The sequence below is a fragment of the Rhodopseudomonas boonkerdii genome (assembly GCF_021184025.1).
Classification (GTDB): Bacteria; Pseudomonadota; Alphaproteobacteria; order Rhizobiales; family Xanthobacteraceae; genus Tardiphaga; species Tardiphaga boonkerdii.
The window spans coordinates 3,025,013-3,048,561 of the sequence record NZ_CP036537.1 but is presented as its reverse complement, the minus strand read 5'-3'; the positions used below and the strand labels follow the sequence as shown (position 1 = coordinate 3,048,561).

Genomic DNA, 23,549 nt, shown 5'->3' with positions numbered 1-23,549 from the left:
ATGCCGCATCGCGTCCGGGAAACGGGCCGATTAAACCGCGGTCGCCTTGAACTCCCGCCAGCCCTTCGCGCGTAGTTCGCAGGCGGGACATTTGCCGCAGCCATAACCCCAGTCATGCAATGCACCGCGTTCGCCGAGATAGCAGGTGTGGGAATGCTCGCGGATGAGGTCCGTGAGCGCCTCGCCGCCGAGCTGATTGGCGAGACCCCAGGTTGCGGCCTTGTCCAGCCACATCAGCGGGGTATGCAGCTTGAAATTCTTCGCCATGCCGAGATTGAGCGCCCGCTGCAGCGCCTTGATGGTGTCGTCGCGGCAGTCGGGATAGCCGGAATAGTCGGTCTCGCACATACCGCCGACAATGTCGGTGATCCCGCGACGATAGGCCAAGGCGGCGGCGAAGGTCAGGAAAACGAGATTCCGGCCCGGTACGAAGGTGTTGGGCAAGCCGTCGGCGCCCATCTCGATGGCGACATCGCGGGTCAGCGCGGTCTCGGAGATGGCCGAGAGCGTCGGGATATCGAGAGTGTGGCTGTCGCCGATTTTCGCGGCCCAGGCGGGATCAATCGCCTTCATGCCGTCGATCAGTTTGACACGGCTATCGAGTTCAACGGCGTGGCGCTGGCCATAGCTGAAACCGATCGTTTCGACGCGGGCGAAACGGTCCAGCGCCCAGGCGAGACAGGTCGCGGAATCCTGGCCGCCGGAGAACAGGACAAGGGCTGTGGAGGTGGAATGTGTCTCGGTCATGCGGTCGGAATAGCACGGAAGTTGCACCGTTTTGTAGGGCGGGTTAGGCGACTTGTCGGCATAGCTCGAAGAGCGACGGCGGAAGCCGTAATCCGCCTGCCGATATCGGAGCCCTGCATGACCCCTTCCCGCGACATCGTCCGCTTGCTCGAGATCATGGCCGCATTGCGGACCCCGGTGACGGGCTGTCCCTGGGACCTGGAACAGGATTTTGCATCGATCGCGCCGTATACGATCGAGGAGGCCTATGAGGTCGTCGACGCCATCGCGCGGAACGATCTCGACGATCTCTGCGAGGAGCTCGGCGATCTCCTGCTGCAGGTGGTGTTCCACGCGCAGATGGCCTCCGAACGTGGCGCCTTCGATTTCGGCGATGTGGTGATGACGATCACCAAGAAGATGATCCGTCGGCATCCGCATGTCTTTGCGGATGCAGATGGAAACGTCACTTCTAGCCACGTGAAAGGCGTCTGGGACCGCATCAAGGCCGAGGAGAAGGCCGAGCGCGCGGCGCGGCGCGGCGAGGATGCCGCCGCCCCCCTCTCGCTGCTGGCGAGCGTCAAGGCTAGCCAACCGGCGCTGGCGCAGGCTATGGCGCTGCAGGCCAAGGCCTCCACGGTCGGCTTCGACTGGAACGATCCGCGCGCGGTGCTGGCGAAGATCCGCGAGGAGGCCGACGAGATTGAGGCGGCGCTGGAGCGCGGCGATCAGGATCACATCGCGGAAGAGACCGGCGACCTGATGTTCGCGCTGGTGAACCTCGCACGGCATGTGAAGGCCGATCCAGAAATGGCGCTGCGCGGGACCAATGTGAAATTCGAGAGGCGATTTGCGTATATCGAGCAGGCGCTGCGGGCGAAGGGGCGTACGCTGGGGGAGGCATCGCTGGAGGAGATGGACGCGCTTTGGAACGAGGCGAAGGGGAAGTAACGCCGTCCTTCAAACAACTCCATCCCGCATGGTGAGGAGGCGCGAAGCGCCGTCTCGAACCATGAATTGGCCGGGCTTCTGAGTTTGCCGCCATCCTTCGAGATGCCGCTGCGCGGCTCCTCAGGATGAGGGGCGTAGCTTTACTCCGCCTCGTGCAGAACCGCTCCGAATTTGCTGATCACCACATCGCGCTTGGTCTCATCCACGCGGACGGTCATGTCGAAATGGCCGTCATGCAGTTCCTTCGCAAGCACCTCGGCGTTGCGATGCAGCCAGCTGACGCCGGCACCGTCCGATGCGTCGACGGAGAGGTCGAGGGTGACACGGGTCGATGCAAGACGGTCCTCGATGGCGGTGAGGAGTTCAGTGACGCCCTCGCCCGTCACGGCCGAGACCATGAAGACCGGATTGTCCGCCGGTTTTCGCGCGGCAATGTTCGCGAGGTTCTCCCGCTGCTCCGCGTCAAAACGGTCGATCTTGTTCCAGACTTCGAGGATACGCGCGCCGGCATCGATGTCGATACCGAGCTGGCGCAACACATTGTCGACATCGCTCTGCTGCGCTTCAGCATCTTCATGCGAGATGTCGCGCACGTGCAGGATGATATCAGCTTCGAGCACCTCTTCCAGTGTGGCGCGAAACGCTGCCACGAGCTGGGTTGGCAGATTGGAGATGAAGCCGACAGTGTCGGACAGCATCGCCTTGCCGCCATGGGGCAGCGTCAGCGCACGCAACGTCGGATCGAGGGTCGCGAACAGCATGTCCTCGGCTTGCACATCGGCGCGCGTCAGGCGATTGAACAGCGTGGACTTGCCGGCATTGGTGTAACCAACCAGCGCGACGACACGATACGGCACGCGCCGGCGGCCGGCGCGATGCAGCCGGCGTGTCGCCTGCACTTTCTTGAGATCGTTTTCGAGCCGCGTGATGCGCTCGCCGATCATGCGGCGGTCCGCTTCAATTTGCGTTTCGCCGGGACCGCCCATGAAGCCGAAGCCGCCGCGCTGACGCTCCAGATGGGTCCACGACCGCACCAGACGACTGCGCTGATAGTTGAGATGCGCGAGCTCGACCTGCAGCGTGCCCTCTTTCGTTTTTGCACGGCGGCCGAAGATTTCGAGAATGAGGCCGGTGCGGTCGAGCACCTTGGCCTTCAACTCCTTTTCCAGATTGCGCTGCTGGATCGGCGACAGCGCGCAGTCCATCACCACGATGCCGATCTCGTTCGCGGCGATGAGGCCGGCGATCTCCTCGACCTTGCCCTTGCCGAGATAGGTGGCCGGGCGGATCTGGCTGAGCGGCGCGGCGACGGCCTCGATCACATCGAGATCGATGGCGCGCGCGAGTCCCACCGCCTCTTCGAGGCGCGCATCGGTGTCGCGGATGTGCGCATAGGCTGCCGCCTCGGCATCACCGCGGCGCTCGCGCAAATAAGGGCCGACCACGAGAACGCGGCCGGTCGATTCGCTGCCGGCCGTGGGACGGTCGGCAGCATTGCCTTCGAAGCTACGAAATTCCAATCAAGCGTCTCTTAAGCGTTCGCTCAGGCCTCTTCGCCGCCTTCGAACAACTGGATCGGCGCGCCCGGCATGATGGTCGAGATCGCATGCTTATACACCAGCTGCGAGTGACCGTCGCGGCGGAGCAGAAGACAGAAATTGTCGAACCAGGTGACGATACCCTGCAATTTGACGCCGTTCACGAGGAAGATCGTCAGGGGGGTCTTGGTCTTGCGAACGTGGTTGAGGAAGGTGTCCTGTAGATTTTGTGCGCGGTCTGCCGCCATTTTTCTTAATCCCGCAGTCTGTTGTGTCTGTTTTGTTGCTTTTATTGCGCCGGGCCTGCCCTCTTTTCCGGGTTATTGCCTGGCCGCTGCATCGCCCAAAGATCCCCCTCGGGGCGCACAGCGCTGCAATTAGACGGCAGACGGCGTGTGAAGGCAAGCCGCCACACGGAAAACCTGCCTAGAAAGGCAGCAAACCTCAGCCAATGTCCGCAAATTTATGGAATTCCTGGCGCAGACGGAGTGCAGTCGGTCCCGGTTTACCGTCGCCAATGCTCTTTCCATCAATGGCGATCACCGGCATGACGATCTGACTCGCCGAGGATACGAAGGCTTCTGCGGCATTGGCCGCCTCCTCCGGCGTAAAGTTCCGCTCCTCGAGCTTGAGCTGGAGAGAGGCCAGAACCTCGACCAGAACCGCACGGGTGATGCCAGACAGGATGCCACGCTCGGCACTCTTGGTGACCACCTTGCCGTCCTTGGTGATGATCCAGGCATTGCAGGATGCGCCTTCGGTCACGAAGCCGTCCGCGTCGACATACCAGGCCTCATAGGCCCCTTTGTCGCGAGCCTCCTGGCGAGCAAGCACGTTGGGCAGCAGACCGACGCTCTTGATATCCACGCGCGGCCAGCGGTTCTCGGCCGTGGTGATGACTTTTACGCCGCGTTCGGCAGCCGCCTGGTTCTTCGCGAAGTTCAGCGACTTGGCGGTGACGACCACGCTCGGCTTTACCTCGGGCGACGGGAAGCCATGGTCGCGATGGGCAACGCCGCGGGTGACCTGCAGATAGACGATACCGTAATTGATGCGGTTACGGCGAACGACCTCCTGCATGATGACCTTGAGCGAGGTCAGCGCCATCGGCATGGCGATGCGCAGTTCGCCCAGCGAGCGTTCCAGCCTCGCCATATGGCGGGGAAAATCGACCATTTTGCCGCCGATGATCTCGCAAACCTCATAGACGCCGTCGGCGAATTGGTAGCCGCGGTCCTCGACGTTCACAGCGGCATCGCTGAGGTGCTGGTAGAGGCCGTTGACATAGGCGATGCGCGACATGGTGGCGGATTCCGGTTTGTTGTTTCGTGGGATCTATAACACAAACACCATCCCGCAGGATGGGTAGAGCGAAGGCGCAAAGCGCCGGAGCAACCCCTCGGCGGAGCCTGCCACGGGCGACGATCAGCATGGGCTCGGCGTTTTACCCCACGCCGAGCGCTTTCAGTTTGCGATGCAGAGCCGAGCGCTCCATGCCGACGAATTCGGCGGTGCGCGAGATGTTACCCGAGAAACGGCTGATCTGCGCAATCAGGTAATCGCGTTCGAACACCTCGCGGGCCTCGCGCAGCGGCAGGCCCATGATGTGCTCGCCGTTGTTCGAAGTCGGCATCGACGGCACCATGGAGCCCACATCCTGCGGAAGCATGTCGGCCGTGATGATGACCTCCGGCCCGCCGCCGGCGAGGATCATCACACGCTCGACATTGTTGCGGAGCTGGCGGACATTCCCGGGCCAGACGTGGGACTGCAGCACGGCCATGGCGTCCTGACCGATCTGACGCTTGGGCAAACCGGTATTGGCCGAGATCTGCTCCATGAAGAACTCGATCAACTCCGGAATGTCCTCGCGATGCTCGGACAGCGGCGGGACGCGGATCGGCACGACCGACAGGCGGTGATAGAGATCTTCGCGGAAGGTGCCGGCAGCGATCTCCTCTTCAAGATTCCGCGCCGTCGACGAAATGATGCGGACGTCGACGCTGACTTTGGTCGTGCCCCCTGCCCGCATAAAGGTTTGATCGACAAGCACGCGAAGAATCTTGTTCTGGGTCTCGCGCGGGAGATCGCCGATCTCGTCGATAAACAGCGTGCCGCCATGGGCCTCCTCAAGCGCGCCGGCCTTGCGCTGCTGCTCGCCATTGCTCTGTTCGGTGCCGAACAGCTCCAGCTCCATGCGTTCCGGCGTGATGGCCGCAGCATTGATCACCACGAAGGGACCATTGGCGCGGGACGACGAGGCGTGCAGCGTGCGTGCTGCGAGCTCCTTGCCGGCGCCGGAGGGACCGACGATAAGGATGCGGCTGTTGGCCTTGGCGGCGCGGTCGATGGTCTGGCGGAGCTGGTTCATCGCCGCGGAACGGCCGGTGAGCTTGCTGGCGATCGGCGCCATCTGCTTGAGCTCGCGGACCTCGCGTTTGAGACGCGAAGTCTCCAGCGCGCGCGTCGCGACAAGGATCAGGCGATCCGCCTTGAATGGCTTCTCGATGAAGTCATAGGCGCCGCGCTTGATGGCAGCGACGGCGGTTTCGATATTGCCGTGACCAGAGATCATCACCACCGGCAGATCCGGATTGTCCTTCTTCACCTGCTCGAGCAGTTGCAAACCATCGAGCTTGCTGCCCTGCAGCCAGATGTCGAGAAAGACGAGATTGGGACGCCGGTTGGAGATTTCATTGAGCGCACTGTCGCTGTCGCGCGCAGTCCGCGTCGTGAAACCCTCATCCTCCAGAATGCCTGCAACGAGATCACGAATGTCGGCTTCGTCGTCGACGATCAGAATATCATTTGCCATGGGTCAAAAAATCCTGGTCACGTTTCTTATGGTCAACTGCCGGTGACGGCTTCGATCTTCGAATCTTTAGCGAGCGCTGCTTTCGCGTCGCCCTTCTCCATATCGGGCTTGTGTCCGGCGATAGCGAAACGCAGCCGCATCCAGGCGCCGCGCTGGCCAGGCCGGATAGCGGATGCATCGCCAAGTTCGATGCCGCCACCGTGGTCCTCGAGCACCTTGCCGACAATGGCGAGGCCCAGGCCCGTGCCTTTCTCGCGTGTCGTTACATAGGGCTCGAGCAGACGCGAACGATTGGTGGTCGGCAAACCGATGCCATTATCGACCACGTCGATCACGATCTGGCCATTCTCGCTGAACGCTGTGACATCAATGCGGCCTTTGCCGAGCTCTTCCGAAGGCACTGCTTCGATAGCCTCGGTCGCATTCTTGATGATGTTGGTAAGAGCTTGCGAGATCAGACGACGATCGAACTGTGCCTTCAGCGGCTCTTCCTTGATCTCGGCATTGATATCGAGTTCCGGATGACCGACGCGCATCAGGAACACGGCCTGACGCACCGTGTCGGCAACGTCCTCGCCTTCGATCACTGGCTTTGGCATACGGGCAAAGCGCGAGAATTCATCCACCATGCGACGAATGTCCTCGACCTGACGCACGATGGTGTCGGTGCACTGCTCGAAGATCTGTTTGTCATCGGTGATGACCTTGCCGAACTTGCGCTTGATGCGTTCGGCCGAAAGCTGGATCGGCGTCAGCGGGTTCTTGATCTCATGCGCGATACGGCGCGCGACGTCGGCCCAGGCCGAGGTGCGCTGCGCAGAAACGAGTTCCGTGATATCGTCGAGGGTAATGATGTAGCTGTCGCGTGATTGGCTGGTCTGTTCGGCCGAGATGCGAACCGACAGATTGCGCTCGCGCCCCTCGCGATCGATGGTGATCTGTCCCTGTACCAGCCGCTGCGAACTCTCTCGGGCATTCTGCATGAGTTCGTCGAGCTCGGGAATGATCTCGTGCAGGGGATGGCCGAGGACTTCGGACTCCGAGTGGCCGACCAGCTTCTCCGCCGAGCGGTTGAGAATGCCGATAACATTTGAGCCATCGACGCCGATGATGCCGGCACTGGCGGAAGACAGCACCGCCTCGATGAAACGACGGCGGCTGTCGATGACATCGGACGCCGAAACGAGTTCGTCGCGCTGGCTGCGCAGCTCGGAGGTCATCTTGTTGAACGTCTCGCCGAGATGCGCGAGATCGCCTTCCGACTGGATCACCGGCACCTGCACATGGAGGTCGCCCGTGGAGACCATATTGGCCGCGCTGACCAGACGGCGGATCGGGGCCACCAGCCAGTTCGAGAAATTGAGGCCGATCAGCACCGCGGACATCAGCACCGTCAATGCGATGACGGTGAACATCAGGCCGAAGGCGATCTGGATGCCGAGGCGACGGGATTCCAGCTCGGTATAGTCGGCTACGCTGGCCTGGGTCTGCGCCATCTGTGCGACCACGCGCGGATCGAGTTTGCGCGCGACATAGAGATACATGTTCTCGAACGCGCGCAGCTTGATGACGGCAGCGACATAATTGCCATCGGGGATGATGGTAATCGCCGGCTCGCTATTGCCGACATTGACCAGAAAGTCTGCGGGCGGCGGCTCGAATTCCGGCCTCACCCCGGGCAGATCGGGCTCGATGACGTTGCGATCCTTGTCAATCAGCATCGCGCCAGGAAGGTTGCGCGCCTTGGCATTGGCCAGCATCAGCGAGCGGAAGGTACCGCGGTCCTGATAGAACAGCGGCTGGATGCGGGCGAGATCATCGGCCATGCCGAGAATGTCACCGCCGATGAGTTGCGCGTGCTCGTTCACATAGGCGCGCGCCACCGTCATGGAATTACCAATGACGGCCTTGGTCGGGCCGGAGAACAGCCGGTCGAGGCCGCGGTCCAGGGTGACATTGGCGACGATCGAGACCAGCACAGCCGGGAGGACGGCAATGACCGAGAACAGGCTGACGATCTGGACATGCAGGCGGGCAGCCGCCCTGCCCCGGCGCCGCGCCTGCACGACTTTCCAGATTTCCCGAGCGATGATCAGCACCAGCAGCAAGACGGTGGCGGCGTTGATCAGCAGGAAGGAGACGACCACCAGGTGGGTCGGAGCGATCGGCGTCAGGCCGTTGAGGACGAGGAAGGTAAGGCAGGCCGACAGCAGCGCCATTCCCACGGCCACGGGCACGAACAGCCGGCGCAGAGGTCTGCGCGACTCGAATACCGATGGTTCGAAGACTGGAGCCGACGTCTCTGCGTTCGTCATTCCGGGATTTTGCTGAGCAAGCCGCGATTGCACGGGCTCGGGTGGTACCTGCCGCGCAGTGATGCAATCATACAACAATGTTGCCCAATTACGACAAATCCGCGGCGTAGAACAGCCGCGGATTGCGCAAGTCGGATAAATTCACCGTTTCAGCAGTGAAAAGTCGAGAATGGGTTTGATCGGGTGTCTCGCCGGCAGATTTTGGTGCCACCAACCTCCGCCCCATGGTGAAGAGGCGCGGAGCGCTGTCTCCAGCCATGAAGATGGCCGAGCTCCTGAGCCCGCAGCCATCCTCGAGATGCCGCTGCGCGGCTCCTCAAGATGAGGGCCGGAGAGCTTTGCTACCCCCCCGTCCGATAGACTTGGATATCGAGATCCCGAATCTTCTTTCGCAGCGTGTTGCGGTTGAGGCCGAGCAGATCGGCGGCGCGGATCTGGTTGCCGCGGGTGGCCGCCAGCGCGGCAGTGAGCAGCGGCACTTCGATCTCGCGCAGGATGCGGTGATAGAGACCCGGTGGCGGCACGCCGTTCGGGAAGCTGGAGAAGTGCGAGGACAGATAGACCTCCACGGCTCCACCCAGGTTATCCACGGTGGTCGGCGCGTTACCACCCGAGACCACAGCGGGCGGCGCAAGCTCGCCATCGATGACCGGACCGGTGATGACGTCCTGCGGATAGAGCGCGGCCAGACGGCGAGCGAGGTTCTCGAGTTCGCGGACATTGCCCGGCCAGCGATGCTGCTTCATGCGTTCGAGCGCGAGGGCGTCGAGCTTCTTGGGCGGCAGGCCATCCTTCTCGGCCAGCGCGAAGAAATGACGGATCAGGTCCGGCAGATCCTCGATGCGCTCGCGCAGCGGCGGCAGACGCAGCGGCACGACGTTGAGGCGGAAGAACAGGTCTTCGCGGAACAGCCCCTGCTGGATCAGGATGCGCAGGTCCTTGTTCGACGCGGCAACGATGCGGACGTCGGTCTTGATCGGGGTCCGACCGCCGACCGTGGTGTATTCGCCCTGCTGCAGCACGCGGAGAAGACGCGTCTGCGCCTCCATCGGCATGTCGCCGATTTCGTCGAGAAACAGCGTGCCGCCTTCAGCCTGTTCGAACCGGCCGGTAGCACGGGCATTGGCGCCGGTGAACGCGCCGCGCTCGTGACCGAACAGCTCGGACTCGATGAGGTCGCGCGGGATCGCCGCCATATTGACCGCAACGAAGGGGCCGTTGCGACGCTTGCCGTAGTCGTGCAGCGCGCGGGCGACAAGCTCCTTGCCGGTGCCGGACTCGCCGGAAATCATCACCGTGAGGTCGGTCTGCATCAGGCGGGCGAGAACGCGGTAGATTTCCTGCATTGCCGGCGAACGGCCAACCAGCGGGATCGAGTCGAACTCGCCATCGTCGTCATTGCTGGCGACGCGTTCCTTTGGTTCGGCGAGCGCGCGGCCGACGATGGCGATCAGTTCCTTCAGGTCGAACGGTTTCGGCAGATATTCATAGGCGCCCCGCTCCGACGCGCGGATGGCGGTCATGAAGGTATTCTGCGCGCTCATGACGATGACGGGCAGATTGGGCCGCATCTTCTTGATACGCGGGAGCAGATCGAACGCGTTCTCGTCCGGCATCACCACGTCGGTGATGACGAGATCGCCCTCGCCCTGACTCACCCAGCGCCACAGCGTGGCGGCGTTGCCGGTAAGGCGCACCTCGTATCCCGCGCGCGACAGCGCCTGATTGAGGACCGTGCGGATCGCCGTATCGTCATCCGCAACCAGAATACTTCCTGCAGGCATCGTTAGTCCTCGTCTTAATTCTGCGAGCCGGACGATGCGCTCTCATCGTCACTGCCCGGGTCTAAGGTCTTTGCTGGATTGAACATCGGCAGCAGCACGCGGAAGGTCGTCTTTCGTGGTTGGGATTCACACTCGATGATCCCGCCGTGATCGCCAATGATCTTCGCCACCAATGCAAGACCCAGGCCGCTTCCGGTCGGTTTGGTTGTGACGAAGGGATCGAACAGATTCGGCAGCAGATCTTCGGGAACGCCGGGGCCGTTGTCCTTCACGCAGAATTCCAGCGGCAACGACACGCGTGACTTCTTGCCGGGCACCGAGAGGCGTACGCCGGGACGGAATGCGGTGGTCAACTGGATCTCGCCGTCGGAGCCGAGATCGACAATGGCTTCGGCAGCGTTCTTCACCAGGTTGAGGAAGACCTGGATCAGTTGATCCTGGTTGGCGAGCACCGGCGGCAACGAGGGATCGTAATCCTCGATGAAACGAATATTTCGCGCGAACCCGGACTGCGCGAGGCGCTTCACGTGATCCAGCACGGAGTGGATGTTGACCGGTCCGCGCGCCACCGGGCGCTCGTCACCGAACACTTCCATGCGATCCACCAAGGTGACGATACGATCCGCCTCGTCGGTGATCAGTCGCGTCAGCATGCGGTCTTCGGTGGAAGCCTGTTGTTCAAGCAGTTGCGCCGCGCCGCGGATGCCCGAGAGCGGATTTTTGATCTCATGCGCCAGCATGGCGGCAAGTGCGATCACCGAACGTGCGGCGCTGCGATGGGTGAGCTGGCGATCCATCTTGTCGGCGATGGTCCGTTCCTGCAGCATGACAACGATATGACCGGGCCGCTCGGTGAGCGGAGCCACATGCAGATCGACCTGGCGATCGCCACCGATGCGCGGCGTACCAAGATCGACCTTGTATTCGTTCACCGGCGAATTGGCTGTTCGAACCTGATCGATCAGCGCCAGCAGGGGGCTGCCGAACGGCACCAGCTCTTTCAGAGATTGCCGGCGCAGGAACTGGGCGGAAATGTCGAAAAAAGATTCCGCCGCCATGTTGGCATCGACGATCTTGCCGTCCGGCGCGATCACGATGATCGGGTGCGGCAGTGCATTGAGAATGGCCTCACTGTCGGCCGGAGCCGGGCGGCGATACTCTGCGGCGCTCATGCGGCGGCACTCCATGCGAAATCGTCGAAAGCCTCGTTCAAGGCACGCTGAACACCGATCGGATCTTCAGAGGTAAGGATAGCCCGACGCCAAAGCTTCAGCTTTTCAACCGAGGCACCTGAGGTGGCGGCGGCTGCATCGAGCGCCCAGCCGAGATGTTTCCGCGCATGGCGAAGGCCTATGCGCAAACCGTAGTGACGACAGATGTGATCGTAGAGCGCGCAGATGTAACCGAGTTGCTGCTGGAGAGTCGGCGCTGTTTCCGCAACGCCGGTCTGGAGCTGGCGACCGATCTGTCCGGGCAGCCAGGGCTGCCCATAGGCGCCGCGGCCCACCATCACCGCATCGGCACCGGAGGCCTCCAATGCGCAGACGGCCTTGTCGTAGGAGGTGATGTCGCCATTGACGACGACCGGAACGCTCACCGCGTCCTTCACCGGACGCACGGCGTCCCAATTGGCGTCCCCCTTGTAGAACTGGCAGCGCGTGCGGCCGTGCACGGTGATGAGCTGTACACCCGCCTCCTCCGCACGGCGCGCGAGTTCAGGAGCATTCATCGAGCGATCGTCCCAGCCGAGGCGCATCTTCAGCGTCACGGGGACTTTGACCGCTGAGATGGTGGCTTCGATCAGCTTCAGTGCATGATCGAGATCGCGCATCAGCGCCGAACCGGACTGACCACCGGTCACATGCCGCGCCGGGCAGCCCATATTGATGTCGATGACATCGGCCCCGCCGCCCTCGGCAATGCGGGCCCCTTCAGCCATCCAATGCGCCTCGCATCCGGCGAGCTGGACCACATGCGGGCCGATCCCGGTGGCCTCGCAGCGGAGTACCGACATCGGGCGGCCATTGACCAGATCGTCACTGGCGGTCATTTCAGAAACCACGAGGCCGGCGCCAAGCTCGGCGGTCAGGCGGCGAAACGGGGCATCCGTAACGCCTGACATCGGCGCAAGAACGACCCGGTTGGCGATTTCCACCTCACCAATCTTCAATCGCTTGCTGTATGATGCGTCCGGCTTCACAGGCCTGCTCATGATGCTCGTCCCCGCAGCGTTGCGGCGACCGAGCGCAGTATGCGCACATTTGTTGTGCAGTCAATCGTCATGCCTACACATTAGCCAAAGCCAACAACTTTGCAAGTGCAGCGCAGCAATGCACGTTTATGCGTCATGCCCACCCAAACCTACTGTTTTTCGGCATGGCCGGTGCTAAGGGCTGTGCGACAAACGCTTACCCCTTAATCACCTGAGTCTGATGACAAAATCACCGAAAACCGCTGCCATCATCGTCGCCGCCGGCCGCGGATTGCGCGCCGGAGGTGGCGGTCCGAAGCAGTATCGCACCATCGGCGGTCGTCCGGTGATTGCCCGCGCCATGGAGCCGTTTTGCGGGCATTCACAGGTGTTCGCGGTACAACCGATTACCAACCCCGACGATGTCGCCCTGTTCAACGAGGCGGTCTCAGGTCTTGAGTATCGGCCTCCCGCCAATGGCGGCGCGACTCGCCAGGCATCCGTCCATGCTGGCCTCGAAGCGCTGGCCGACCTGGCGCCGGACATTGTGCTGATTCATGACGCGGCCCGACCGTTCGTCACCGCCGGTGTTATCGAACGCGCGATTGCCGCCGCCCAGATCACTGGGGCTGCGGTACCCACAGCGCCGGTGGTCGATACGATCAAGGTCGTAAACGGCGACGGCCATGTGGAAGCGACGCCGGAACGTGCGAAGCTGCGCATCGCACAGACGCCACAAGCCTTTCGTTTCGATGTCATCCTCGCGGCGCATCGTCGTGCCGCAGCTGAGGGACGTGACGATTTCACCGACGATGCCGCGCTCGCCGAATGGGCGGGATTGACCGTGGCGACCTTTGAAGGCGATCCTGCAAATATGAAGCTTACGACTCCCGAAGATTTTTCCCGCGAAGAAGCCCGCCTTGCCGCCTCGCTCGGTGATATACGCATGGGCACGGGCTATGACGTGCACGCGTTCGGCGATGGCGATCACCTGATGATCTGCGGCGTCCGCGTGCCGCATACGCGCGGCTTCCTTGCTCACTCCGACGGCGATGTCGGCCTGCATGCGCTGGTGGATGCGATCCTCGGCGCGCTGGCTGACGGGGATATCGGCTCGCACTTCCCGCCGAGCGATCCGCAATGGAAGGGGGCAGCGTCCGACAAGTTTCTGGAATACGCTGTCGGCCGCGTCACCGCGCGTGGCGGCAAGATCGCCAATCTCGAAGTGACGCTGATCTGCGAGCGGCCGAAGATCGGTCCGCTGCGCGACGCGATGCGCACGCGCATCAGCGAAATCTCCGGCGCGCCGGTGTCGCGCGTGGCCGTGAAGGCGACGACCAGCGAGAAGCTCGGATTCACCGGCCGCGAGGAAGGCATCGCAGCGACCGCTGCTGCTACGATCCGCTTGCCCTGGGTGGATTGACATGGCCGGCAGCGACGCACGAGCCCTCTCCCGCGCGCTGCTCGATCTTTGCCGCAGCCGCAAGCTCACCATCGCGACAGCAGAATCCTGTACCGGCGGTCTCGTCGCTGGCGCACTAACGGAAATCCCCGGCTCGTCCGATGTGATCGACCGCGGCTTCGTCACCTATTCCAACGATGCCAAGCGCAAGATGCTTGGCGTCAAGGCGACGACGCTGGAAAGCTTTGGCGCGGTCAGCAAGGAGACCGCGATCCAGATGGCGGTCGGCGCGCTGGAAGAAGCCGATGTCGACCTCGCTGTGTCGATCACCGGCATCGCCGGTCCCGGCGGTGCGACGCCAGGCAAGCCTGTGGGTCTCGTGCATTTCGCGGTGGCTGCGCGCGACGGACGGATCGTCAACAAGGAATGCCGGTTCGGCGCGATCGGTCGTAGCGCCGTCCGGCAACGCTCGGTGCTGGAAGCGCTGCGCATGCTGATGGAGTTGGCCCGCGGGCCGCAGCAGCCAGCGAAGAAACGTGAGCTCGCGAGCAGCGTGCGTACGCGCGTGGCGCGCTCGCCACGACGCAAGGCGGCGACAAGGCCGGTGAAAAAGCCAGTTAAGCCGAAACCGAAAGCAGAATAGTCCAACTCCACCCTCATCCTGAGGAGCCGCGTAGCAGCGTCTCGAAGGATGGCAACGGAGCTCCAACATCTCATGGTTCGAGACGGTGCTGTCAGCGGCGCAATTGCGCCGCTAGGCCTCCTCACCATGAGGGACGGAGTTAAGCGCGCTGCGGTTTATAAACTTCGTCCGCCCGCTTCTCAAACGCCGCAGCAAAGCGCTGGAACGCCGCGTCGAACATCGAGCCCATCAGCATCGCGAGCATGCGGCTTTTAAATTCGTAGCTGATGAAGAAGCCGACATCGCATTCGGCCTCGCCCTTCGGCTCGAAGGTCCAGCGGTTCTCGAGATTGCTGAACGGGCCGCGCAGATATTCGACCAGGATCTTCAGATTGGCGCGGTCGAGCGTGACCTTGCTCGTAAAGCTTTCCTGCACCAGCTTGAACGACACCGTCATGTCGGCAACGATGACTTCGGTGCCATCGGCATTTTGCGTGCGCTGGCGGATTTTCAGCGCCTTGCAGAGCGGGACGAATTCCGGGTAGCGCTCGACATCGGCCACAAGGTCGAACATCTGCGGTGCGCTGTGGCGCACCCGGCGCTTATTGGCAAATCTCGGCATTCTCGATCACTCAGCGCGCGATGGCTTCGCGCGCTGCCTTGAGCTTGGCAAAATCCTCGCCGGCATGATGCGACGAGCGCGTCAGCGGGCTGGCCGATACCATCAGGAATCCCTTGGTGTAGGCGACCTTTTCATAGCCCGCGAATTCATCCGGGGTCACATAGCGCGACACCACATGATGTTTTCGCGTGGGCTGCAGATATTGGCCGATGGTGAGGAAGTCGATCTCGGCCGACCGCATGTCGTCCATCACCTGCAGCACTTCCGGCCGCTCCTCGCCGAGGCCAACCATGATGCCGGACTTCGTGAAGATGGTCGGATCGAGCTCCTTCACCCGCTGCAGCAGGCGCAGCGAATGGAAGTAGCGCGCGCCCGGCCGAACCGTGAGATAGCGCGACGGCACGGTTTCGAGATTGTGGTTGAACACGTCGGGTTTTGCCGCGACGACGACTTCGAGCGCGCCCGGCTTGCGGAGGAAGTCCGGCGTCAGGATCTCGATCGTGGTGGTCGGGCATGCCGCGCGGATGGCGCGGATGACCTGGGCAAAGTGCTCGGCACCGCCATCGGCGAGATCGTCGCGGTCCACCGAGGTGATGACCACATGCTCGAGGCCGAGCTTGCGCACGGCTTCGGCGACATGGGCGGGCTCGTTGGCATCGAGCGCATTCGGCATGCCGGTCTTGACGTTGCAGAAGGCACAGGCACGGGTGCAGGTGTCACCCATGATCATGAAGGTGGCGTGCTTCTTCTGCCAGCACTCGCCGATATTCGGGCAGCCGGCTTCCTCGCAGACGGTGACGAGACCGTTCTCTTTGACGATCTTGCGGGTATCGCTATAGCCACGGCTGGTCGGCGCGCGCACGCGGATCCAGTCCGGCTTCTGCGGCGAAAAATTATCCGGCCGATTCACCTTTTCCGGGTGGCGCGGGCGAACCTGGGATGATGATACGGTATCGAGGACGACGACCATGAATTGTCCGTTCTGTACAATGTCCTAGGTAATCCGCCGGGCGCGTGCCCGCAACCCGCCCTCGCCCGTCCCGGCTCTGCATTCAAGCATATCGCATGAGAATGGCCCGAAAATCCGACCAAAACGTCCACAAACTAGGCAAAGCACTGAATCGTACGTTCTTTGACCGCAGCGTCCACGAGGTCGCACCGGACCTGATCGGGGCGACTCTGCTGGTGGACAGCATCGGCGGTGAGATCGTCGAGGTCGAGGCCTATCACCACACCGACCCGGCGGCGCATTCATTCAATGGCCCGACACCGCGCAACCGGATCATGTTCGGGCCGGCGGGCTATGCCTATGTCTATCGTTCCTATGGCATCCACTGGTGTGTGAATTTCGTCTGCGAGGCCGAAGGCTCGGCAAGCGCCGTGCTGATCCGGGCATTGCGGCCGACATTCCGACTGGACGAGATGCGCAAGCGGCGCGGACTGGAGGATGAACGGATGCTGTGCTCCGGGCCGGGCAAACTGTGCCAGGCGCTCGGGATCAGCATCGCGCATAACGGTCTGGCGCTGGACAAACCACCGATCGCGCTACATGCGCGGACGGAAGTGCCGGATGTGGTCGCGGGGATCAGGATCGGGATTACCAAAGCTGTAGAACTGCCGTGGCGCTATGGCTTGCGGGGGTCGAAGTATTTGAGCAAGCCATTCGGAAAGCAGGAAGCGCACTTCTCTCCGTTGTCATCGCCCGGCTTGACCGAGCGATCCAGTAAACGCTGACGGCGCGTAGAACACAGGCGCCGGTGTTGACTGGATCCCCGCTTTCGCGGGGATGACATTGAGAGTTTGACGACCGTTACGACATCACCTTCAGCCGCTCGATCGCTTCCAGCACTTTGGCCTTGCGCGCTTCGGCCGCCGCGCGCTTCTCGCGCTCTTCCTCGACGACCTCTTCCGCCGCATTGGCCACGAACTTCTCGTTGGACAGCTTCGCATCCGCGCGCTTGATGTCACCTTCCGCCTTGGTGAGTTCCTTTTCCAGCCGCGCCTGTTCGGCGACGACATCGATCAGGCCCTTGAGCGGCAGACCGGCGACTTCACCGCGGACGATGAGCTGAACAGTGCCTTCCGGTGCCTTGTCCGCAAACGAGATATCGCCAAGGCGAGCGAGGCGCTTGATGACGTCATTCCAGCGCTGCGCGCGAGCCTGCGTCTCGGCAGAAGCCGCGACCAGCACCAGCGGTGTCAGCGTGGCCGGGGCAATATTCATCTCGGCGCGCAGTGAACGCACGACAGTGATGAGATCGACAACCCAGCCGATCTCCGCTTCGGCGGCATCGTCCTCAAAATCGACCGGGGCTTCCTTGGGATCGCTGAGCAGGATCGGCGCAACCATCGGATCGCTGGCTGCGGTGGCGACGATCAGAGCTTCCTGCTCGCGGGTGATGCCCCGCGCCTTGCGCGACCACGGCGTCAGCACCAGCAGGCTGTCGCGCTTGGCGGTGACCGCCCACAGCTCTTCGGTGATGAAGGGCATGAACGGGTGCAGCAGTTTTAGAATCTCGTCCCGCGCCCAGGCGACCATGGCACGGGTCTCGGCCTTGGCCGGTCCGTCCTCGCCCATCATAAAGGGCTTTGCGAGTTCGAGATACCAGTCGCAATACACATTCCAGACGAACCGATAGGCAGCGCCGGCCGCATCGTTGAAGCGATAGGCCTCGATGGCCTCGGTCACTTCCCGCGTCGCCTTCACGGTCTCGTGGGCGATCCAGCGGTTGAGCACTTCCTTCGCCGCGGTCGGATCGAAGCCGGCCGGCAGCACGCATTCGTTCATTTCTGCGAAGCGGCAGGCGTTCCACAGCTTGGTTGCGAAATTGCGATAGCCTTCGACGCGTGAGGTTGCGAGCTTGATGTCGCGGCCCTGAGCGGCCATCGCCGCCAGCGTGAAGCGCAGCGCGTCGGCGCCGAACTGGTCGATCAGGTTCAAGGGATCGATGACGTTGCCCTTCGACTTCGACATCTTGGCACCCTTCTCGTCACGAACGAGGGCGTGGATGTAGACGGTCGGGAACGGCACTTCTTTCATGAAGTGCATGCCCATCATCATCATGCGGGCGACCCAGAAGAAGATGATGTCGAAACCGGTGACGAGCACGTTGGTCGGATAGTAGCGCTTCACGTCTTCGTCGGTCTGCGGCCAGCCGAGCGTCGAGAACGGCCACAGCGCCGACGAGAACCAGGTGTCGAGCACGTCCTCATCGCGGGTGATGAAGCCGGCGCGCAGATCCGGATCGAGCGCCATGTCATGGCCCTGCTCTTCCGTAATGACTTCCTGCTCGACGTAGTAGCCGAGCGCATTCGCAACGGCTTCCTCTTCGGTCTCGGCGACGAACACCTTGCCGTCCGGACCGTACCACGCCGGGATCTGATGGCCCCACCACAGCTGGCGCGAGATACACCATGGCTGGATGTTCTCCATCCATTCGTAGTAGGTCTTTTCCCAGTTCTTCGGCACGAACTCGGTTGCGCCGGTGCGCACTGCGGCGATCGCCGGCTGCGCCATGGTCTTGGCGTCGACATACCATTGATCGGTGAGAAATGGCTCGATGACGACGTTCGAACGGTCGCCATGCGGGACCATGTGGACGTTCGGCTCGATCTTTTCGAGGAAGCCGAAATCTTCGAGCCGCTGCACGATGGCTTTGCGGGCCGCGAAGCGCTCCATGCCGTGCAGTTCCTCGACGAGCTGCGACGATCCCTCGGGAAGTCCGCGCAGATAGTCCTCGTTGTCGGCGAGCGCGAGCTTGCCTTCGATATCGAGGATATTGATGCGCGCGAGGCCGTGACGGTTGCCGACTTCGAAGTCGTTGAAGTCGTGCGCCGGCGTGATCTTCACTGCGCCCGAACCCTTCTCAGGGTCGGAATATTCGTCGCCGACGATGGGGATTAGGCGGCCGACCAGGGGCAGCACGACCTTCTTGCCGATCAGCCTGGTGTAGCGCTCGTCTTCCGGATTCACGGCCACGCCGCTGTCACCCAACATTGTCTCTGGGCGCGTGGTCGCAACAACGATGAAGCTCGACGGATCTTCCGGATTGAAGATCTTGCCCTCGATCGGATAGCGCAGATGCCAGAGATGGCCCTTGACCTCGACCTGCTGCACTTCGAGATCGGAGATCGCAGTGAGCAGTTTCGGGTCCCAATTGACGAGGCGCTTGTCCTTGTAGATCAGGCCCTCTCGGTAGAGCTGAACGAACACCTTGATGACGGCTTCGGAGAGTCCTTCGTCCATGGTGAAACGCTCACGCGACCAATCGCAGGAGGCACCGAGGCGCTTCAGCTGGTTGACGATGGTGCCGCCACTCTCGGCCTTCCACCTCCAGACACGCTCAAGGAACGCCTCACGCCCCATGTCGCGACGGCCGGGCTCCTGCCGTTCCATCAGCTGCCGTTCGACGACCATCTGCGTCGCGATGCCGGCATGATCGGTGCCGGGCTGCCACAGCACGTCGCGGCCGCGCATACGTTCGAAACGACAGAGCACGTCCTGCAGCGTGTTGTTGAGTGCGTGGCCCATATGCAGCGAGCCAGTCACGTTCGGCGGCGGAATCACGATCGTATAGGGTTCGGCCTTCGCGCGATCCGGCCGGCCGGCCTTGAAGGCGCCTTCGCTCTCCCACGCAGCCGCGATGCGGGCTTCGATATCGGCGGGCTGATAGGTCTTTTCGATCATGACGGATGCAATCAAGTCAGAGGTTTGCAGATCAGGCTGGGCGCGGGAAATGCCATCAATATGCCTGTGGGCTAAAAACCCGCAGGGCACGCGCAAGTCAACAGATGGCAGGTATATAAGCCCGGAATGGGCCAAACGAAGGCCTGTTTCCGTCCAAACGACGGGGCCTAGCGGCCTCCACCGCGCGAGACGCGCTCGATCTCGGCCTTCACGATGCGCTCCACGAGGCCCGGCAAATTATCGTCGAGCCAAGACTTCAGCATCGGCCGCAGCATCTCCTTGACCAGATCCTCAAGGGTACGGGCATTGTTGCTCAGTACGGTATTCGCGAGCGAGTGGAAGGCCGATTCCACCGCCGAGGCAGTGGACGGCGACATCATCTGCGGCGCCGTCACCGGCTGTTCGTGCGGCGGCGGCTCGTAAGACGGCGGGTCGAACCGCGGCGGCTGCGTGTTGGCTGCAGCAGCCTCGGCGAATTCGAGATCGTCGGCAGGCTCCACGCGCCGGAACGCTGGCTCGGGGTCCTCCGCAATCACCATTTCGTCGGTGAGTTCGAACACGTCGTCAGCCGACGGCACTGCAGAAGTCTCCGGTTCGGGCGTCGCGGCGTCGAAACTCGCGAGCATCGCGTCGATATCGTCCTGGCTGTTGGTGGCTGCAGGCTCGGGGGCTTTTTCAGGCGCCTTGGGTACCGGGGCCGGCTTGGGAGCTGGTGGCGGAGCGCTGGTGACGACAGCAGGTTTCGCCGGCGGAGCAGCGGGCGCCGGGGCCGGTTCGGCGGGCTTGGCTTCGTCGTCGGCGATAATGCGACGGATCGACGCCAGAATCTCCTCCATGGAGGGTTCCTGGACCTTTGCAGGTTGCGTCATGTCCGACTCCGCATCGTCAAAGCTCTCGCCACTATATTCTACATCAGACGAGGCTGAATTTGGCGGCGCCCGGTTGCATCGGGCTGACCATTCATCGCGCAAGCCTGACTTGTCCCCAGATCAAGCGACGCCTGACCACCAGCTTTCGCGAAACCTGCGTGATGCATTCCGAATCGCGCCGCTACTGCGTTGAACGCTACGTCATTGCATCAAATGATTGCAAGCAAAGGCGAAAAGCGAAAGGGCCGCGCGAGGCGGCCCTTGATGCAGGCGGGATGAAGTAAATACCTGAGGATTTGCGTCGCGAGCGACTCAGCGACCGTCCGGCGTGCGCACGCCAGCCCAGCTATCGCGCACCTGATGATAGTGGACACTCGGATCATAGACGTTGGTGTTGAGCTTCAGCACCGACGGTGACAGCCGGCCGACTGCGCTAAGCACCGAATATGATGCCACCACGCGGTCATGCTGTGCGTTGACGAGTGCGATGCGCGCATTCACCAGCGCCTGCTGCGCGTTGAGGACGTCAAGCGTGGTGCGCTGACCGGCCTTGGCTTCCTCGCGCACGCCATTCAGCGCGATTTCCGAAGCCTGCACCTGTGCCTGGGCCGAAGCGACCTGCGCCCTGCCCGCGAGCAGCTGCCCCCAGGCCTGTGCAACGCTGGCTCGGGTCTGGTCGCGCACCTGCTCGAGCGCGAGGCGCTGCTGCGCCAGCGTTTCCTTGGATTGGCGGATCAGGGAGTATTCTGCGCCGCCCTGATAGACAGGCACCGAGACCTGGGCGATGGCAGCAGCCGTGAAGCCGCGCGGCTGCGAGATCGACTGTTCCCAACCCTGCTGCGCGCTGGCCTGCAGCGTCACCGACGGGAACAGTGCGCCTTCGTTGATCTTGACGTTCAGGAAGCTGACGTCGATGCCGTACATGGCCGAAGTCACGTTTGGGTTTTCAGTCAGCGACAGATCGACGGCAGCCGGCAACGACGCCGGCAGGAAGCGATCGACGGGCGAGCCGGCCTGCAATGCGGACGGATCGTTGCCGATGATGCGGCGGAAGTTCGAGCGCGTCGTGGTAAGCGTCGATTCGGCAGTCAGTAGCTGCGTGCGGCCTGCCGCCAGCTGGGCTTCGGACTGCGCCACGTCGGTGCGCGTGACTTCACCGACGTTGAAGCGGTCGCGGGTCTGTTTGAGCGTCTGCTCGAGCACGCGAACGTTGCTCTTCTGCACCTCGACCGCGGCCGCATCGCGCAGATAGTCCATGTAGATGGTGGCAGCCGACAGCAGCACTGTCTGCTCGAGTACGCGCAGACCTTCGCGTGCAGCCGAGACCTGACCTTCGGCTGCGCGGGTGCGGTTGGCCGTCTGATTGCCGTTATACAGGCTCTGCGTCACCGTCGCTCCGACCGAACGCGGCACTTGCACGCCGTGAAGCGGAACAGCCTGGCCGGCGAGCGAGCTCACTGCATCCGTGTATTGGTAGCCGCCGCTCGCGGTGATCGCGACCTTCGGACGATAGCCGGACAGCGCCTGCGGAACGTTTTCATCGGTCGCGCGGACAGAGGCTCGCTGGGCGTTCAGCTGCGGATTGTTCTGATACGCGCGAACAAGTGCCGCCTCGATCGTGTCGGCGAGGCTCGGTGTCGTGCCGGCGAGCGACAACAACAAGGCCGCAACAGCAGCGCCGGTGGAAACTTTTACGCGGCCCATTCTTGGTAATCCATTCTTGCCACTCACCTTTCCGGCCGCATGATGATGGGGCCGGAGGGGTAAGGTCCGTTAGCGAGTCTCCACTCACCATATGCCTCGCATGCGCGAGACGGAACCTCTCGTGGCGAGTTGGCGGTGGAAACTTGGCGGCTGGGACATACAAGCCACACTTGCAGTTTCCATTGCCATCCCTATGCGCGTTTGGCCGGACACACGATCCAACGCGCAGGCGGTCGGCTCAGAAAACGAACTCAGCCTTCCGCTCGAGACCCGGGAGCACCGGTGCTGCGGCATCGAAAAGCGGCCGGGAGCCGAAATCGTCGTGGGAATGGGTCACCAAGGTGGCGCGCTGCGGCTTGCTCTGGGCGAACACGCCGAGCAGGCGTCCGCCTGGGGCGAGCTGGCCATAGAGGCCGGTCGGAGCGACTTCCGTTGCGCCGGCCACCACGATAACGTCATAGGGACCACTGGCGGCGTTGCCTGCCACGCCGGCATTGGTCACCGAGCCGACGATCTTACCGATCACGGCCGCGGAATAGCCGCTAGTGCAGCCGACCACGAGAACCTTGTCGCTGGCCTTGAGTTCGGCGGCCTGCAGCATCTTCGCCAGGACCACCGGCTTGATCAGGAATCGACCGGCTTCACCGGCTGCACTGATGTCGAGATCCAGGTCGAGATAGGCCATCGGGCGCAGATGCGCCGGCACATACTCCTCCCGTGGCACCGACAGCATGGCGTCGATGATGCGCAGATCGGTGACGTCGCTCGGACGGATCTGGCCATCGACCATTTTCTGGCGAGCGGCGGAGAAATCGGACATGGCAATCCCTTGGCGTGAGTCTGGAAGGTCTCGAAGTTCAGGAATTACGGCAACGCGATGCCGCGGGCAAGGTGCGGAAAAGCACAGATGACACGCGAGCACTGGCTCGCAAATCGTCCTGGAAGCATCGATTTCTGGGATGAATATGAATGGCTCCCCGGGCTGGATTCGAACCAGCGACCATTCGATTAACAGTCGAATGCTCTACCGCTGAGCTACCAGGGAAAACGCGAACCGTGTCGCGTGGCGCAGCGTATAACAAAGCGATCCCGGCTTGGAAAGCGGGAAATGCGGAATGTTTCATCTCATCGTCATCGCCGGGGAAAACTCTCGGAAACTACTGAAATCGCGAAATCTTTTGCAATCTGGCTTCGTTCTTGCATCGATATTGACGACGGATCGAGCCGCCATATCGGCCCGCTCTGTCGCCATTTCGACCTATTGCATCGCAAAATTCGAGTTCCTGACAACAGGCATCCATTCAGAATCGAACGAGGTGATTC

General features: G+C 62.4%; 20 protein-coding genes and 1 tRNA gene. 5 read left to right on the top strand and 16 right to left on the bottom strand.

Annotated features, from left to right (window positions below; translation table 11 throughout):
- Positions 1-30 precede the first annotated feature (30 nt).
- Positions 31-747, bottom strand: a complete 717-nt coding sequence (gene queC / locus E0H22_RS13990) for a 7-cyano-7-deazaguanine synthase QueC (RefSeq protein ID WP_233021618.1) — start codon at positions 745-747, stop codon at positions 31-33.
- 117 nt (positions 748-864) lie between these two features.
- Between queC and mazG the strand changes: the two genes are divergently transcribed.
- On the top strand, positions 865-1,677 hold the full coding sequence (gene mazG / locus E0H22_RS13985) for a nucleoside triphosphate pyrophosphohydrolase (RefSeq protein ID WP_233021617.1): 813 nt from the start codon (positions 865-867) through the stop codon (positions 1,675-1,677).
- A gap of 140 nt (positions 1,678-1,817) precedes the next feature.
- Here mazG and hflX read toward each other — a convergent pair whose 3' ends face one another.
- The 8 genes from hflX to dusB form a co-directional block, all read right to left on the bottom strand.
- The gene (hflX, locus tag E0H22_RS13980) at positions 1,818-3,197 is read right to left on the bottom strand and encodes a GTPase HflX (RefSeq protein WP_233021616.1); all 1,380 of its coding nucleotides are present in this window, start codon (positions 3,195-3,197) and stop codon (positions 1,818-1,820) included.
- Positions 3,198-3,220: 23 nt separating this feature from the next.
- Positions 3,221-3,463 carry an RNA chaperone Hfq gene (gene hfq / locus E0H22_RS13975; protein WP_211908183.1) on the bottom strand — a complete coding sequence of 81 codons (243 nt, stop codon included), beginning with the start codon at positions 3,461-3,463 and terminating at the stop codon, positions 3,221-3,223.
- A 196-nt stretch (positions 3,464-3,659) separates the two neighbouring features.
- The gene (locus E0H22_RS13970) at positions 3,660-4,517 is read right to left on the bottom strand and encodes a D-amino-acid transaminase (RefSeq protein WP_233021615.1); all 858 of its coding nucleotides are present in this window, start codon (positions 4,515-4,517) and stop codon (positions 3,660-3,662) included.
- A 142-nt stretch (positions 4,518-4,659) separates the two neighbouring features.
- Complete coding sequence (gene ntrX, locus E0H22_RS13965) at positions 4,660-6,030, bottom strand: nitrogen assimilation response regulator NtrX (RefSeq protein ID WP_233021614.1); 1,371 nt, start codon at positions 6,028-6,030, stop codon at positions 4,660-4,662.
- 32 nt (positions 6,031-6,062) lie between these two features.
- Positions 6,063-8,345: a sensor histidine kinase NtrY-like gene (locus tag E0H22_RS13960; RefSeq protein WP_233021613.1), complete on the bottom strand. Its 2,283-nt coding sequence runs from the start codon at positions 8,343-8,345 to the stop codon at positions 6,063-6,065.
- 341 nt (positions 8,346-8,686) lie between these two features.
- Positions 8,687-10,129 (bottom strand): nitrogen regulation protein NR(I), encoded by a 1,443-nt coding sequence (ntrC, locus tag E0H22_RS13955; RefSeq protein ID WP_233021612.1) that lies wholly within the window; start codon positions 10,127-10,129, stop codon positions 8,687-8,689.
- 14 nt (positions 10,130-10,143) lie between these two features.
- Positions 10,144-11,301: a two-component system sensor histidine kinase NtrB gene (locus tag E0H22_RS13950; RefSeq protein ID WP_233021611.1), complete on the bottom strand. Its 1,158-nt coding sequence runs from the start codon at positions 11,299-11,301 to the stop codon at positions 10,144-10,146.
- A complete protein-coding gene (gene dusB / locus E0H22_RS13945; protein WP_233021610.1) occupies positions 11,298-12,341 on the bottom strand; it encodes a tRNA dihydrouridine synthase DusB in 1,044 nt (347 codons plus the stop codon). Before dusB ends, E0H22_RS13950 begins: the two co-directional genes overlap by 4 nt.
- A 220-nt stretch (positions 12,342-12,561) precedes the next feature.
- Here dusB and E0H22_RS13940 point away from each other — a divergent pair, with 220 nt between their 5' ends.
- Entirely contained in the window at positions 12,562-13,743 is a 1,182-nt protein-coding gene (locus E0H22_RS13940) for a bifunctional 2-C-methyl-D-erythritol 4-phosphate cytidylyltransferase/2-C-methyl-D-erythritol 2,4-cyclodiphosphate synthase (protein ID WP_233021609.1), read from the top strand.
- 1 nt (position 13,744) lies between these two features.
- Positions 13,745-14,365: a CinA family protein gene (locus E0H22_RS13935; protein WP_233021608.1), complete on the top strand. Its 621-nt coding sequence runs from the start codon at positions 13,745-13,747 to the stop codon at positions 14,363-14,365.
- Between the two features lie 139 nt (positions 14,366-14,504).
- On the opposite strand, the gene E0H22_RS13930 is transcribed toward E0H22_RS13935, so the two are convergent.
- The gene (locus E0H22_RS13930; RefSeq protein WP_233021607.1) at positions 14,505-14,966 is read right to left on the bottom strand and encodes a type II toxin-antitoxin system RatA family toxin; all 462 of its coding nucleotides are present in this window, start codon (positions 14,964-14,966) and stop codon (positions 14,505-14,507) included.
- Positions 14,967-14,976: 10 nt separating this feature from the next.
- The gene (gene lipA / locus E0H22_RS13925) at positions 14,977-15,936 is read right to left on the bottom strand and encodes a lipoyl synthase (protein WP_233021606.1); all 960 of its coding nucleotides are present in this window, start codon (positions 15,934-15,936) and stop codon (positions 14,977-14,979) included.
- A gap of 101 nt (positions 15,937-16,037) precedes the next feature.
- On the opposite strand from lipA, the gene E0H22_RS13920 reads away from it, so the two are divergent.
- Positions 16,038-16,700: a DNA-3-methyladenine glycosylase gene (locus E0H22_RS13920; RefSeq protein ID WP_233026367.1), complete on the top strand. Its 663-nt coding sequence runs from the start codon at positions 16,038-16,040 to the stop codon at positions 16,698-16,700.
- Positions 16,701-16,776: 76 nt separating this feature from the next.
- Here the strand turns inward: E0H22_RS13920 and E0H22_RS13915 are convergent, their stop codons facing one another.
- The gene (locus E0H22_RS13915; protein ID WP_233021605.1) at positions 16,777-19,653 is read right to left on the bottom strand and encodes a valine--tRNA ligase; all 2,877 of its coding nucleotides are present in this window, start codon (positions 19,651-19,653) and stop codon (positions 16,777-16,779) included.
- A gap of 167 nt (positions 19,654-19,820) precedes the next feature.
- The gene (locus E0H22_RS13910; protein WP_233021604.1) at positions 19,821-20,522 is read right to left on the bottom strand and encodes a PopZ family protein; all 702 of its coding nucleotides are present in this window, start codon (positions 20,520-20,522) and stop codon (positions 19,821-19,823) included.
- A gap of 59 nt (positions 20,523-20,581) precedes the next feature.
- Between E0H22_RS13910 and E0H22_RS13905 the strand changes: the two genes are divergently transcribed.
- Positions 20,582-20,806: a hypothetical protein gene (locus tag E0H22_RS13905; protein WP_233021603.1), complete on the top strand. Its 225-nt coding sequence runs from the start codon at positions 20,582-20,584 to the stop codon at positions 20,804-20,806.
- Positions 20,807-20,834: 28 nt separating this feature from the next.
- On the opposite strand, the gene E0H22_RS13900 is transcribed toward E0H22_RS13905, so the two are convergent.
- The 3 genes from E0H22_RS13900 to E0H22_RS13890 all read right to left on the bottom strand — a co-directional run bounded on the left by E0H22_RS13900 (position 20,835) and on the right by E0H22_RS13890 (position 23,271).
- Complete coding sequence (locus tag E0H22_RS13900) at positions 20,835-22,226, bottom strand: TolC family outer membrane protein (protein ID WP_233021602.1); 1,392 nt, start codon at positions 22,224-22,226, stop codon at positions 20,835-20,837.
- 238 nt (positions 22,227-22,464) lie between these two features.
- Positions 22,465-23,046: a protein-L-isoaspartate O-methyltransferase family protein gene (locus E0H22_RS13895; protein WP_233021601.1), complete on the bottom strand. Its 582-nt coding sequence runs from the start codon at positions 23,044-23,046 to the stop codon at positions 22,465-22,467.
- A 150-nt stretch (positions 23,047-23,196) separates the two neighbouring features.
- Positions 23,197-23,271: transfer RNA gene (locus tag E0H22_RS13890), tRNA-Asn, on the bottom strand.
- Positions 23,272-23,549 lie beyond the last annotated feature (278 nt).